Here is a 14097-nt window from a genome sequence, read left to right as displayed (position 1 = left end):
AGAACCAGGGAAGGACTGACATGAAGCACAGCACACGCCGCGGAATCGCGGCCGGAGCGTTCGCCGTCACGGCCGCGTTCCTCCTCGCCGCCTGCTCGTCCGGAGACGGAGGCACCGATGGCGGCTCCGGCGACGACGGCGCGCTCACCGAGGTCAAGCTCCAGCTGCAGTGGCTCCCGCAGGGCCAGTTCGCCGGCTACTTCGCCGCCGTCGACCAGGGCTTCTTCGAGGAGGAGGGCCTTGACGTCGAGATCATCCCGTCTGGCGGCGACATCGTGCCGCAGGACGCGCTCGCCAACGGCGACGTCGACTACGCGATCGCCTGGGTGCCCAAGGTGCTCGGCTCGATCGAGCAGGGCGCCAACCTCACCGACATCGCCCAGATCTTCCAGCGTTCCGGCACCCTGCAGGTGTCGTGGGCCGACTCGGGCATCGACTCGGTCGCCGACTTCGAGGGCAAGAAGATCGGCTCGTGGGGCTTCGGCAACGAGTGGGAGATCTTCGCGGCCATGGCCGCCGAGGGCCTCGACGCCTCGACCGTGCAGATCATCACGCAGGACTTCAACATGAATGCGTTCCTGCAGGGCGACATCGACGCGGCCCAGGCCATGACCTACAACGAGTACGCGCAGCTGCTCGAGACGGTGAACCCCGACACGGGCGAGCTCTACACCGAGGACGACTTCAACGTCATCAGCTACGAGGACACCGAGGGCGCCATGCTCCAGGACGCCATCTGGGCCGACACCGAGCGCCTCGACAGCGACACCGAGTACCAGGACACGACGGTCAAGTTCCTCAAGGCCGTCATCAAGGGCTGGGCGTTCGCCGCGGCCAACCCGCAGGATGCCGCCGACATCACGATCGCGGCCGGCTCCGGCTGGGGTCCGAGCCACGAGCTCTGGATGGTCAACGAGACGAACAAGCTCATCTGGCCGTCCGACAAGGGCATCGGCGTCATCGACGAGACCGCGTGGGACAAGACCGTCGCCGGTGCGCTCGCCGCGGTGAACGAGACGGGCGCTCACCTCATCACCGAGGAGCCCCCGGCCACCGCCTGGTCGAACGAGTACATCGAGAAGGCCCTCTCGGAGCTCGAGGGCGAAGACCTCGACCTCACGGGCGCCGACTGGTCGCCCATCGACGTCACCCTCGAAGAGGGCGGCAACTAGTGGAACCGCCGGTCGAGTAGCGCGAAGCGCGTATCGAGACCATGCCCGAACGCGGGTCTCGATACGCTCCGCTACTCGACCGGCACCGCAGAACCACCTGAAAGGCACCGAAGCCATGACCGACAACCTCGCAGCCGACCTCGACGACCTCGCCAGGCGGCTCGACCACGAACACGTCTTCCACTCGTGGTCGGCGCAGGGGCAGTCCCCGCAGCTCGTCATCGCGAGCGGTCGCGGATGCCGCGTCTGGGACCACTCCGGGCGCGAGTACCTCGACTTCTCGAGCCAGCTCGTGAACGTCAACATCGGCCACCAGCATCCGGTCGTGGTCGAGGCGATCCGGGAGCAGGCCGAGCTGCTCACGACGATCGCGCCGTCGACCGTGAACCTCGCGCGCGGCGAGGCCGCCAAGCGCATCGTCGACCGCGCGCCCTCAGGATTCCGCCGGGTGTTCTTCACCAACGGCGGCGCCGACGCGAACGAGAACGCGATCCGCATGGCGCGCCTGCACACGGGCCGCGACAAGGTGCTCTCGACGTACCGGTCGTACCACGGCAACACGGGCGCGGCCGTGGTCTCGACGGGCGACTGGCGCCGCATCCCCAACGAGTTCGCGCGCGGACACGTGCACTTCTTCGGCCCCTACCTGTACCGCTCCGAGTTCTGGGCGACGACGCCCGAGCAGGAGTCCGAGCGCGCGCTGCAGCACCTGCGTCGCGTGATCGAGGCCGAGGGGCCGTCGTCGATCGCGGCCGTGCTGCTCGAGTCGATCCCGGGCACCGCCGGCGTCCTGCTTCCGCCGCCCGGCTACCTCGCCGGCGTGCGCGAGCTCTGCGACCGGCACGGCATCCTGCTGATCCTCGACGAGGTCATGGCGGGCTTCGGTCGCACCGGCCGGTGGTTCGCGTTCGACGGCTACGACGTGCGCCCCGACCTCATCACCTTCGCGAAGGGCGTGAACTCGGGGTACATCCCCGCCGGCGGCGTGATCATCTCCGAGACCGTCGCCGAGACGTTCGACGAGCGCGTGTTCCCCGGCGGACTGACCTATTCGGGGCATCCGCTCGCGATGGCGTCGATCGTCGCGACGCTCGACGCCATGCAGGCCGAGGGCGTCGTCGAGAACGCCCGCACGGTGGGCGAGACGGCGATCGGCCCGGCACTCGCCGAACTCGCCGACCGGCACGCCGTCATCGGCGAGGTGCGCGGCGAGGGCGTGTTCTGGGCGATCGAACTCGTCGCCGACCGCGAGACGCGCGAGCCGCTGGCGGCAGCGGCGATGGGCAGGCTCAAGGGCGCGATGGTCGAACGCGGGCTCCTGCCGTTCGTGCAGGACAACCGCATCCACGTGGTGCCGCCGTGCGTGGTCACCGCCGACGAGGTCGCCGAGGCCGTGGCCGTCTACGACGACGTGCTGTCGACGACGCCGGTCGGGTAGCCGAGCGGCCGGTCGAGTGATGAAGCGTATCGAGACCAGGAACTGACAAGGGGAGCAACGAACATGAGCACCACCACCACGATCGAGCACTGGATCGACGGCGCACCCGCGACCGGCGCATCGGAGCGCACCGGCCCGGTCTACAACCCGGCCCTCGGCGTCGAGCAGAAGCGCGTGCGCCTCGCATCGACGGAGGACGTCGACCTGGCCGTCGAGGCCGCTGCGCGAGCCTTTCCAGGCTGGCGCGACACCTCGATCGCGAAGCGGCAGCAGGTGATGTTCGCCTTCCGCGAGTTGCTGAACGCGCGCTCGGGCGACCTCGCCGCGATCCTCACGAGCGAGCACGGCAAGGTCACCTCCGATGCCGGGGGCGAGATCGCCCGCGGACTCGAGGTCGTCGAGCTCGCCTGCGCGATGCCCGGCTACACGAAGGGCGAGTACTCCGAGAACGTCTCGACGGGCGTCGACGTGTACACGCTGAAGCAGCCGGTCGGCGTGGTCGGCATCATCAGCCCGTTCAACTTCCCGGCGATGGTGCCGCTCTGGTTCTTCCCGCTCGCGATCGCGGCCGGCAACACGGTCGTGCTGAAGCCGTCCGAGAAGGACCCGTCTGCTGCCGTCTGGATGGCCGAGCTCATGAAGGAGGCCGGCCTGCCCGACGGCGTGCTGAACGTCGTGCACGGCGACAAGGTCGCGGTCGACGCGCTGCTGGAGCATCCGGTCGTGCGCTCGATCTCGTTCGTCGGCTCGACCCCGATCGCCCAGTACATCTACCAGACGGCCTCGGCCAACGGAAAGCGCGTGCAGGCCCTCGGCGGCGCGAAGAACCACATGCTCGTGCTGCCGGACGCCGACCTCGACCTCGCGGCCGACGCCGCCGTGAACGCGGGCTTCGGCTCGGCGGGCGAGCGCTGCATGGCGGTCTCGGTCGTGCTCGCGGTCGACGCGGTCGCCGACGAGCTCGTCGCCAAGGTGAGCGAGCGGATGTCGCGGCTCACGACCGGCGACGGCACCCGCGGCTGCGACATGGGCCCGCTCATCACGCGCGAGCACCGCGACAAGGTCGCCGGATACCTCGACGTCGCCGTCGACGACGGCGCGACCCTCGTCGTCGACGGACGCGACCCCGAGGTCGACGGCGCGCCCGACGGCTTCTGGCTCGGCCCAACGCTGATCGACCGGGTGTCGACGTCGTCGGTCGTCTACCAGGACGAGATCTTCGGACCGGTGCTCTCGATCGTGCGCGTCGACGGCTACGAGCAGGGGCTCGAGATCATCAACGCCTCGCGCTACGGCAACGGCACGGCGATCTTCACGAACGACGGCGGCGCCGCGAGGCGGTTCCAGCGGGAGGTCACGGTCGGCATGATCGGCATCAACGTGCCGATCCCGGTGCCGGTGGCGTACCACTCGTTCGGCGGATGGAAGGACTCGCTGTTCGGCGACGCCAAGGCGTACGGCCCGAAGGGCTTCGACTTCTTCCTGCAGGAGAAGGCGGTCACCTCGCGCTGGCTCGACCCGAGCCACGGTGGCCTGAACCTGGGGTTCCCGCAGCACGACTGACGGCTCGCGCCGCTCGATCGGTATTCAGGCATTCGCGCGCTGCTCAGGATGATTCGGCCGAATCATCCTGAGCAGCGTGCGTTCGCCTGCGCCGCGTGTTCGCCTGCATCGCGTGAGCCCCGCAGGACGTGCAGACCCGTTCCGCTCGCGGATCAGTCGGCGTAGCTCGGGATCGGGGCCGAGATCCGGTCGACGGCGTTCGCGTCGATGTCGGCGTTGACGAGCACCGTCAGCGTCGGATTGTCGCCGACCCCCTCGGCGGCCGGGAGCGAGACCGGGTCGACGCGGATCGTGCGCTGCCCGCCCTCGGTCTTCGATGGGAGGTCCTCCCACTCGGCCGAGGTGAGATCGATCTCGTCGAGGGGGTCTCCGACGCTGATGCCGTCCGGGGTCTCGATGGCGATGCCGCGAACCTCGCCGACGATCGTGATGATGTGGTGGTTCGGAGAATACGGACCCTCCTCGACCGCATCGGTGTCGAAGAGCTGGAACCCGAGCCAGTTGTGCAGGGTGGCGTTCAGCGAGTCGGAGCGCCAACGCGTGCGGCTCTCGACGGGTTCGCCCAGGTACTCGCTGAGCCCTTCGACGACTTCGGCGGTGGGCTGTCGATAGTCGAAGGTCGCGAGCGCGGCGCCGTCGTCGCCGAGAACGTCGATCGATTCCGCCGACACCACGATTCGCGATGGACCCCCCTGCGCGTCCGGCGTGGCGCAGCCCGAGAGCAGCGCCATAGCGACGATGGCCGAGGCTGCGATGCCGGGTACTCGCGTCATCTCTGTGCCGCCGGTCAGCCGCGGGAGCTGCGCCCGGCGAACGCCGCGACGCGGGCCGCTGCCTCTGGGGTGTCGAACGCGGCACCGATGGTGCGGGCCTCGTCGTCGAGCGCGGCCTGGAACTCGCGCGAGAGACCGGAGCGCACGAGGCGCTTGGCCTGCCCGTAGGCGGCGGATGCCCCGGACAGCCACGTCTCGGCGATCGCGCGGGCGCGCCCGGCGACCTCGTCGGCCGGCACCACCTCGGTCACGAGTCCCCAGTCGAGCGCCTCGGCCGCGGAGAGCGTGCGCGGCGTCAGCGTGAGCTCGAGCGCCCGGCGGGTGCCGACGGCCTCGGGCAGGAGCGTGCTCACGCCGCAGTCGGGCGTCAGGCCGATGTCCGCGTAGCGGCTCGCGAACGTCGCGTGGTCGGAGGCCACGATGAGGTCTGCCACGAGCATGAACCCGAGCCCGCCGCCCGCGACGGGCCCCTGCACGGCGGCGACGATGGGCTTGGCGCTCTCGCGCAGCATCCGGTGCCCCGCGTGGATCGCGTCGGCGAGCTCGGCGACGACCTGGCCAGCCGACGTGCCGTCGCCGCCGAGCTCGGACATGGCGCGCACGTCGCCGCCGGCGCAGAACGCGCGACCGTTCGCGTCGAAGAGCACGGCGCGGATGTCGTCGCGATCGGCGATCTCGCCGGCGTACCGGTGCCAGAGCGCGATCGCGTCGGGCCCGACGGCGTTGAGGCGCTCGGGGCGGTTCAGGGTGAGGTGCGCGAGACCGTCGCGCACGTCGAACAGGAGGGCGTCGTCGCTCATGGTTGGCGAGTCTAGCCCCGGCGGCGCGGGCGGCCGGGGGAGTTGTCGATGTCCGACTACTGGCGGGCCATCGCGATGCGCATCCGCTCGTCGGGATCGATGAAGTGGTCGTGGTCGTCGTCGCCGAGGTCGATCTGCACCCACTCGATGCGTCCGGTGAAGCGGCTGCTGCCCGCGGTGTAGTCGGGGCTCACGCTCGTGCCGGACTCGTAACCGATGTCGGTCGTCTCGTCGGCGGAGAAGACCATCGCCTGGGTGGCGTCGACCCGGCCGGTTCCGTCCGCGCTGCCGTCGACGAACAGCGTGACGTCGCCGCCCTTGGCGAGTCCGCCGCCGTCGTACGCGAACTCCATGCGCACCTGGTGCGTGCCGGCCGGCACCGCCTCGTCGCCCCGTGTCGTGAACGACGTGATGCCGAGCAGGTTGTACGAGAAGACCGGACGTCCCTCGTGGAGGTAGAGCGTCCATCCGCCGAAGCGGCCGCCCTGGGCGATCAGCACGCCGTTCGCGCCGCCCTCGGGGATCTCGACCTCGGCCGTGACCGACCACGACTTGTTCTTGATGTTGACGACGCTGTTCTCGGACAGCCGCCCCATTCCCGGGAAGAACTGCTGCGACGTGCCGCGGATGAGCGTGGGCCGGCCGGCGAGCTCGGGGTTGATGCGCTCGGCACCCCGATCGTCGATCGGGAGCACGTTGTACTTGACGGCCTCGATCAGCCACAGCCGCTGCAGCTCGTGCAGCTTCTCGGGATGTTCGGCGGACAGGTCGCGCGACTGGCTGAAGTCGCCCGCAGCGCCGTCGTAGAGCTCCCAGACGTCGTCGTCGAACGCGGCGAGCGTGCCGCCGACCATCTCCCACGGCGTGCGGTGCTTCGTGACCGCGCTCCAGCCCTTGTGGTAGATGCCGCGGTTGCCGAACATCTCGAAGTACTGCAGGTCGTGGCGCTCAGCGGCATCCGCGTCGTTGAAGGAGTAGAGCATCGACGTGCCCTCCATGGGCGACTGCAGCACGCCGTTGACCATGGTCGGCTCGGGCAGCCCTGCGGCCTCGAGGATGGTCGGCGCGACGTCGATGCAGTGCGTGAACTGGGAACGCAGGCCGCCCGGCTCGGCGATGCCGTTCGGCCAGTGCACGATCGTGCCGTTGCGTGTGCCGCCCCAGTGCGAGGCGACCTGCTTGGTCCACTGGAAGGGGGCGTCCATCGCCCAGGCCCAGCCGACCGCGTAGTGGTTGTACGAGCTCGGCGACCCGAACTCGTCCATCTTCGAGCGCATGAACTCGGGCGTCTCGAGGGCCGCCATGCCGTTGAAGTTCGCCATCTCGTTGAACGCGCCGTTGAGGGTGCCCTCGGCGGATGCGCCGTTGTCGCCGATGATGACGTAGATGAGCGTGTCGTCCATGACCCCGAGCGACTCGATCGCGTCGAGCACCCGACCGACGTGGTGGTCGGTGTGCTCGAGGAATCCGGCGTAGACCTCCATCTCGCGTTCGAGCACGGGCTTGAGGTCGTCGGGCATGTCGTCCCACGCGGGGATCTCGGCATGCCGAGGGGTCAGCTCGGCGTCGGCCGGGACGACGCCGAGCTCCTTCTGGCGCGCGAAGGTCTTCTCACGCTGGGCGTCCCAGCCGTCGGCGAAGGCCCCGGCGTACTTCTCGGGCCACTCCTTCGGCACGTGGTGCGGCGCGTGCGTCGCACCGGGCGCGAAGTAGACGAAGAACGGCTTCTCGGGCGCGAGGGCCTTCTGGGTGCGGATCCAGCCGATGGCATGATCGGCGAGGTCCTCGGTGAGGTGGTACCCCTCCTCCGGCGTCTTCGGCGGCTCGACGGGCGTGGTGCCGTCGTAGAGCGCCGGATCCCACTGGTTGTTCTCGCCGCCGATGAATCCATAGAACGACTCGAAGCCGCCCCCGGCCGACGGCCACGCGTCGAACGGCCCGACCGGCGAGCTCTGCCAGACCGGCACCTCGTGGCACTTGCCGAACTGCGCCGTGGAGTACCCGTTGAGCTTCAGGGTCATGGCGAGCGGCGCCTTGGTGTTGGGCCGGAGCGAGCTGTTGCCGGGTGCCGAGGTCGCGGTCTCGGTGATGCTTCCCATGCCGACCGAGTGGTGGTTGCGCCCGGTCAGCATGGCCTGCCGTGTCGGTGCGCAGAGCGCCGTCGTGTGGAAGCGGTTGTACTTCAGGCCGCCGGCGGCGAGCCGCTCGAAGTTGGGAGTCTCGCAGGGGCCGCCGAAGGCGCTCGAGGCGCCGAACCCGACGTCGTCGATGAGCACCACGAGCACGTTGGGCGCTCCCTCGGGCGGGAGCAGCACCTCGATCGGCGGATAGGAGGTCTGCGGGTCCTTCGCGTCGTACGTGGTCAGTCCGGGTGGCTGCCGATCGGGGATCGGCAGCATGGTGCGGGCGTGGCGATCAGGACTCATGCTCGTTCTCCCCCTCGGATCGCGACCGGCGGGCGCCATCGGGCCGCCGCGGGTCGACGGGCACACGGTACCGAACCGAGGTGGTGGCCGAATCATCCCTATCGGGTGATGCAGGTGGATGCCATCGCGAGGATCGTGGGCGTTCGATGCGGCTTCGCATCGTCGGGGGCACGCGAGAAGCAGAGGACGGTTGACATGGCCGAGCACGAACTGGACGACCTGGGACCGGTCGATTACCTCGTCATCGAGTTTCCCGCGGGACATCAGACCTTCACGGGCGAGATCGCGAAGGAACTCGTGGACCTCGTCGAGGCAGGCACCATTCGGCTCATCGATGCGATCGTCCTCGCGAAGGACGAGAACGGCGACATCGAGGCGGTCGAGCTCGCCGACGCCGGCGACCTTGGTCCGCTCGTCGCCCTCGAAGCCGACCTCGCCGAGCTGCTCGCAGCCGATGACGTCGTGAACCTCGCCGCTGCGATGGATCCGGGCAGCGTCGCCGGCGTCATCGTCTACGAGAACATCTGGGCGGGGCCGTTCGCGGCCGCAACGCGGCGGGCAGGTGGTCAGCTCATCGCCAACGGCCGGATCCCGATCCAGGCGATCCTCGCCTCGATCGAGGCCGATGAACCGCTCGAGACGACAGGAGCGTGACATGCCGCTCAGGCCTGCACGAATCGGACGGGTCGGCGTCATCGGCGCTCCCGTCGCCAAGGCTGCCGTCGTCACCGCCGCGGTCCGACCGGGTCCGGCACCGGTGGCGAAGGCCGCGGTGATCGGAGCAGCCGTCACCCCCGGGCGACGTCGCCGCATCTAGTCGCGCCCTCTGCCCGATCGAAGCGAAGAAGCACGAGGCGCGATGCACGACGTCGTGCGAGTCCGGAGGTGCGTATGGGGGGCCGGGAGACGTTCGACATCCTGGTGCGCGGTGAGCTCGGACCGATGATCACCGATGAGCTCGTCGACTTCGACGTGGTCGCGAGTGGTCCGGGATCGACCAGGCTTCGCGGAGAGGTGCCGGATCAGGCCCGCCTGCTCGGGGTGCTCGATCTGCTCCGGAGCCTGAACGTCGAGATCGAGGCGGTCACGCACGTAGGTGATCGGCCCGACTGAGCGGGGCGAGCAGGCCGAGTTCGCGCGCCTTGGCGATCGCCGCGCTCCGCCCGGTGACGCCGAGCTTGCGGTAGATGTGCGCGGTATGGGTCTTGATCGTGTTGATCGAGACGAAGCACATGCCCGCGAGCTCGGCGGTGGTCGAGTGATCGGGAAGGTGCCCGAGGATCTCGAGTTCGCGATCCGTGAGCGGCTCGGCGAGCGTGGCGTTCGCACGCGCGGGGATCCGCCGCCCGTCGAGCGCGACGACCGTGCCGGCGAGACCGCCTCGCATCGGTGCGAGGTCCGCCACGAGATCGAGCACGACGTCGTCCGATTCGAGGAACGGCGCGACCAGGCCCTCGGGCTCGGCCCGTGCGAGTGCCGCGTCGACGAACTCCAGGGCCGCATGGCGCGACCCCTCGAGGGCGGCGGCCCAGGCGCGGAGCAGGAGTCGTTGCACCGCCCCTCGTGGCGGCTCGGTCCTGAACCGGTCGGTCGTGTCGGAGAGCAGCGCCTTCGCCGCGTCGACCTGGCCGAGCGCGAGGGACGCGGCCACCGCCTCGAGGGCGATCGACGGCGCCGCGCCGAGGCCGCGGCGGTCCGCGGGGTAGAGGTGCAGCGCCTGTTCGGCGCGACCGCTCCGGCGCAGGGCATTCATGCGGGCCGCGACGAGCCGGTCGCGGACCGCCGGAGCCGGAGCCGGGGCGGGGGCGGGCGCGGGGGCGGAGCCGGGAATCGGGCCGTCGGCGGCGGCGGCGTCGTGCGGCACGAGCTCGGTGAGGTCGAGGGCGTCCTCGAACCGACCCTCGAGTCCGGCGACGAGTGCCGCCTCGTACCGGGCGATCCACGACAGCTGGGAGCGGTGGTTGGACTCCGCGGCGATGACGCCGTTCTCGAGCGGGCGGGCGGCGGCTTCAGGGCGCCCGCGCTCGTGGGCGACGAGCGCCTGGGCGAGGTAGGCGTCGGCGATGATCGGATGCATCACGAGCGCCGCCGCGGCGGCCGTCTCGATCGCCTCGGCGGCGAGCAGCTCGGCATCCGCCAGTCGGCCCGACCATGCGTGGAGCAGGGCGAGCGATCCGAGCAGGCCCACGCGATAGGGCGGGTACGCGACGCCGTCGGTGGCGAGGCCCTGTTCGATCCACGCCTCGGCCTCGACGAGGTCGCCGAGGAGGAAGTGCGATCGCCCGCCGGATCCCGTCGCGAGCGTCCGAAGGAGCTCGGGAGTCGTCAGGCCCATCAGGTCGGGAGTCTCGATCGACTCGAGCGCGAGTCGGGCGAGCGAGCGCTCGGCGGCTCGGAGGGTCTCGTCGGGCGACGTGCACCACTGCGCCGTCGCGGAGATCCACGCTTCGGCGATCGCGCGCTCGCCGTTCGTCGCCCGCGGGTCGTCCGCCACCCGCCGGAACGCGTCGGCGGCCCGGATGCTCTCGCCCTGCATTCCCACCAGGATGCCGAGCTCGAGCTGCACGTCGAGGCGGTCGGCGCGCGCGTGCTCGGGGACGGCGGTGATCCAGCGGATCACGGTGTGCATCTCGCCGCGCTCGAAGACGTCGCTGCCGCGGCTCATGATCGCATCGAGCGCACGGTCCCACTCGCGTGAGCGGAGGAGGTACTCGACCGCGGGCGTCAGCTCGCCGCGCGCCAGGTGGAAATCGGCCGCCGCGACGAGCAGGCGCCGTTCCTCGGCGGCATCCTCGGCGCGCAGCCGGTAGCGGAGGAGGTCCCGGAACAGGTGGTGGAATCGGACCGTCGTGCGACGCTGGTCGATCGCCACGAGGAACATCGACTCGTGCTCGAGCTGTTCGAAGAGCTGCTGGGCGTCGGTGCGCCCCAGCACGTGGTCGACGAGCTCGGCGGTCATCACGTCGAGCGCCGACATCCGGAGCAGGAGGGTCCTCGTGCTGTCGGAGAGGGCGTCGAGGACCTCCTCGGTGAGGTATTCGGCGATGAGGCGGTCGCTTCCGCTCAGCTCCGCGACGAACTCCTCCGACTCGCCCTGGAACTTCAGCGTGAGTCCCGCGAGCTGCAGCCCGGCCGCCCAGCCCTCGGTCCTGGAGGCGATCGCGTCGACCGCGTCGGGCCCGATGTCGCGGCGCGTGATCCGGGCGAGCAGCTCCGCCGACTCATCACGGGTCATGGCGAGGTCGAGCTGGCGGAGCTCGTGCATGCGGTTGCGCAGCCGCAGGCGGCTCCAGGCGATGGGCGGATCGGAGCGCGTGGCGATCACCAGGTGCACGTTGGGCGGGATCGCGGCGACGAGGCGACCGATGTCGGCCAGGAGCGTGCGATTGGAGAGGTGGTGGAGATCGTCGAGCACGATGACCGTCTCGGGGAACGACGCGAGTTCGGTGGCCAGGTGGTCGAGGAACGGGTCGCCGAGCCCGCCCGCGCCGAGCGCCGACAGGCGCACGAGCCCGCCGACCCGCGCGCGGACGGTGGAGAGCGCCGCGAGCAGTCGACGCGAGAAGCGCATCGGGTCGTCGTCGTCGGGCTCGATGCCGATCCATGCCATGGCGAGTCCGGGCGTCGCGGCGGCCCACTGCTGCAGCAGCACGGTCTTGCCGGCGCCGGCGGGGGCGACGATCATCGTCAGCGGCAGGTCCCGTGCGTGATCCAGCCTGCGCAGCAGGCTGGGGCGTTCCACGAGGTATTCCGCCGACACCTGTTCGACCATGCGTCCCACCCGACTGCCGACCGAGGCTGCTCGCTCCCCGGCAGACGCGTGTCGGTCGACACCCGGTCAGTATGACACCGGGAGGACTCGGAGGCCCTGCTTTCCACCATCGGTTCCCCTGTTCTTCGCCTTGCATTCGACGGATGTCCCGACCCGGCGTGCGTCGGGCGCCGGTCGAGTCATCCATTCAGGGTGATGCGGAGGCGAGGCGGCGGGAACTACCGTCGTGCTCGCATGGGCGTGAAGAGCACGCCCGGATGGAAAGGGACCACCGTGAACCTCTGGGATTTCTTCGTCTGGCTCTTCTGGTTCTACGTGCTCATCGCCTGCATCTGGATCTTCATCACGGTGATCGTGGACATCTTCCGCGATCACACGCTGAATGGATGGGCCAAGGCGCTCTGGGTCGTCTTCCTCGTGTTCCTGCCCTTCCTGGCGGCGTTCATCTACCTGATCGCGCGCGGGCGCGGCATGGGTGAGCGCAAGCTCGCGGAGGCGCAGGCCGCACGAGCGCAGAGCGACGAGTACATCAGGACGGTCGCGGGTTCGTCGTCGACGGCCTCGGCGGCATCCGAGATCGAGTCGGCCAAGCGCCTGCTCGACTCGGGAGCGATCACGCCCGCGGAGTTCGAGACCCTGAAGGCGAAGGCGCTGCAGGCCTGAGCGCGACCACGCGGCGGCGGACGGCGACTCGGGGGAGCGCCGTCCGCCGCCGTTCGCGCGCCCGGCTCTGCTGCTCGCCCCAGGCGACCGGCTCAGGCGGCCGGCTCAGGCGGCCGCCCCAGGCGGCCGGTTCAGGCAGCCGGCGACGGGGGCTCGCCCTGCACCGCCGCGTCGCCCCGCGACGGGTGCGCGGAGGACTGCTCGAGCCGGGATGCGCGGGCGGTCAGCACGTCGAGCACCGTGCGCACGGCCAGCCGCTCCGCGACATCCGGTCTCACGAGCGCGACGATCTGCCGTGCCGAGGTGACGCCGCGGATCGGCTTCAGGAGCACGCCGTCGGGCACTGCGCCAGAGGTGTAGCGCGGCACGAACGCGACGCCCTGGCCTGCAGCGATGAACGCCTCGACGATGCGCATGTCGCTGAAGCGCTGGGAGACGTGCACGCGCTTGCCGCCCTGCTGCTCGATCGAGTGCAGGATGCGCTCGAACGGGAAGCCGGGCGGCACCCCGAGCCAGGTCTCGTCGACGAGGTCGGCGCTGGTCACGTGCGAACGCCCGGCGAGGCGGTGGTCGCTCGGGATGCCGACGTCGAGCGGCTCGGTCAGCAGCGGCACCACGGTGAGCCCGCGACCGCCCCAAGGCAGTTCGCCCGGCATCGAGTGGGCGAGCACGATGTCGTAGTCGGACGTGAGGTCGGGGAACCCGGCGAGTTCCGGGTCGAGGTCGGTGCAGCGCACCACGAGGCCGGCGACGCTCGCGAGGTCGGTCAGCACGCCGGGCAGCAGGCTCGCCCCGATCGTCGGGAAGGTCAGCAGCGTGACCTCGCCGCTCGGGTGGTTGCGGAACTCGTCCCACAGGGCGGTGGCGCGCTCGAGGGCGATGGCCACGTCGGCCGCGCTCCTGGCCAGCGCGTGGCCGGCGCTCGTGAGCACGAGGCCGCGGCCGCTGCGCTCGGTGAGCGGCATGCCCGCCTCGCGCTCGAGCACCTTCAACTGCTGCGAGACCGCTGACGGGGTTCGGCCCGTGGCCTCGGCGACCGCGGTCACGCTGCCGCGTTCGGAGAGTTCGCGGAGGAGGTCGAGCCGGTTCACGTCCATGTAGCCAGCCTACATATTCATTGCAGTTCTGTGAGCTTGTGCTGCATTGTTTTGAGGAGGATGATGGAGACATCGAAGGGTTGCAACGGCGCAACGAACCGCTCGATCACTCGCCGTCACCATTCGAAAAGGGAACCATCATGGCCACGCTCATCTTCGTCGCAGCTGCATCCGTCGCCGGAGTCGTCGGCACGATCGTTCTCGCCACTCGCGACGGCTACCGCCGCCAGCCCGCAGAGACCTTCGCGCGCACCGTCTGAGGTCGCGCGAACCCGCCCGGCTCGGCCGGGCCCAAGGGCCGCCCACGGAGAGGGACACTCCGCAGGGCGGCCCTTCATCGTGCGCCCGCGGCGCATCGGCATGTACTGGGGGGATGCCGATGCGCCGCGTGTG

Annotated in this window: 12 protein-coding genes; 7 read left to right on the top strand and 5 right to left on the bottom strand. The window is 70.2% G+C overall.

Going from position 1 to position 14097, the window contains the following annotated elements; all coding sequences use genetic code 11:
* Positions 1–20: 20 nt before the first annotated feature.
* From ASE68_RS18230 to ASE68_RS18220, 3 genes are all read left to right on the top strand, one after another.
* Positions 21–1172, top strand: coding sequence for an ABC transporter substrate-binding protein (locus tag ASE68_RS18230; protein ID WP_055862898.1), 1152 nt, complete (start codon positions 21–23; stop codon positions 1170–1172).
* 115 nt (positions 1173–1287) lie between these two features.
* The gene (locus ASE68_RS18225) at positions 1288–2610 is read left to right on the top strand and encodes an aspartate aminotransferase family protein (protein ID WP_055862896.1); all 1323 of its coding nucleotides are present in this window, start codon (positions 1288–1290) and stop codon (positions 2608–2610) included.
* 63 nt (positions 2611–2673) lie between these two features.
* A complete protein-coding gene (locus ASE68_RS18220) occupies positions 2674–4173 on the top strand; it encodes a CoA-acylating methylmalonate-semialdehyde dehydrogenase (RefSeq protein ID WP_055862894.1) in 1500 nt (499 codons plus the stop codon).
* Positions 4174–4325: 152 nt separating this feature from the next.
* Here the strand turns inward: ASE68_RS18220 and ASE68_RS18215 are convergent, their stop codons facing one another.
* From ASE68_RS18215 to ASE68_RS18205, 3 genes are all read right to left on the bottom strand, one after another.
* Positions 4326–4844 carry a hypothetical protein gene (locus ASE68_RS18215; protein WP_157421762.1) on the bottom strand — a complete coding sequence of 173 codons (519 nt, stop codon included), beginning with the start codon at positions 4842–4844 and terminating at the stop codon, positions 4326–4328.
* 116 nt (positions 4845–4960) lie between these two features.
* The gene (locus ASE68_RS18210) at positions 4961–5746 is read right to left on the bottom strand and encodes an enoyl-CoA hydratase/isomerase family protein (protein ID WP_055862890.1); all 786 of its coding nucleotides are present in this window, start codon (positions 5744–5746) and stop codon (positions 4961–4963) included.
* 56 nt (positions 5747–5802) lie between these two features.
* Positions 5803–8172: an arylsulfatase gene (locus ASE68_RS18205; RefSeq protein WP_055862888.1), complete on the bottom strand. Its 2370-nt coding sequence runs from the start codon at positions 8170–8172 to the stop codon at positions 5803–5805.
* A 195-nt stretch (positions 8173–8367) separates the two neighbouring features.
* Here ASE68_RS18205 and ASE68_RS18200 point away from each other — a divergent pair, with 195 nt between their 5' ends.
* The 3 genes from ASE68_RS18200 (at position 8368) to ASE68_RS18195 (ending at position 9285) form a co-directional block, all read left to right on the top strand.
* Positions 8368–8826 (top strand): DUF6325 family protein, encoded by a 459-nt coding sequence (locus ASE68_RS18200; protein ID WP_055863055.1) that lies wholly within the window; start codon positions 8368–8370, stop codon positions 8824–8826.
* A 1-nt stretch (position 8827) separates the two neighbouring features.
* Positions 8828–8989 (top strand): hypothetical protein, encoded by a 162-nt coding sequence (locus ASE68_RS20615; RefSeq protein ID WP_200921786.1) that lies wholly within the window; start codon positions 8828–8830, stop codon positions 8987–8989.
* A gap of 74 nt (positions 8990–9063) precedes the next feature.
* Complete coding sequence (locus ASE68_RS18195) at positions 9064–9285, top strand: hypothetical protein (RefSeq protein ID WP_055862886.1); 222 nt, start codon at positions 9064–9066, stop codon at positions 9283–9285.
* Here the strand turns inward: ASE68_RS18195 and ASE68_RS18190 are convergent.
* The gene (locus tag ASE68_RS18190; protein ID WP_055862884.1) at positions 9257–11944 is read right to left on the bottom strand and encodes a LuxR C-terminal-related transcriptional regulator; all 2688 of its coding nucleotides are present in this window, start codon (positions 11942–11944) and stop codon (positions 9257–9259) included. The two genes, ASE68_RS18195 and ASE68_RS18190, sit on opposite strands and share 29 nt — an antisense overlap.
* 273 nt (positions 11945–12217) lie before the next feature.
* Between ASE68_RS18190 and ASE68_RS18185 the strand changes: the two genes are divergently transcribed.
* Positions 12218–12607, top strand: coding sequence for an SHOCT domain-containing protein (locus tag ASE68_RS18185; protein WP_200921785.1), 390 nt, complete (start codon positions 12218–12220; stop codon positions 12605–12607).
* A gap of 131 nt (positions 12608–12738) precedes the next feature.
* Here the strand turns inward: ASE68_RS18185 and ASE68_RS18180 are convergent, their stop codons facing one another.
* Positions 12739–13704, bottom strand: coding sequence for a LysR family transcriptional regulator (locus ASE68_RS18180; protein WP_082462489.1), 966 nt, complete (start codon positions 13702–13704; stop codon positions 12739–12741).
* Positions 13705–14097: the final 393 nt, after the last annotated feature.

Origin of the sequence: Agromyces sp. Leaf222 (assembly GCF_001421565.1) — a bacterium.
GTDB lineage: Bacteria > Actinomycetota > Actinomycetes > Actinomycetales > Microbacteriaceae > Agromyces.
This window is presented reverse-complemented; position numbering and strand designations above follow the sequence as displayed.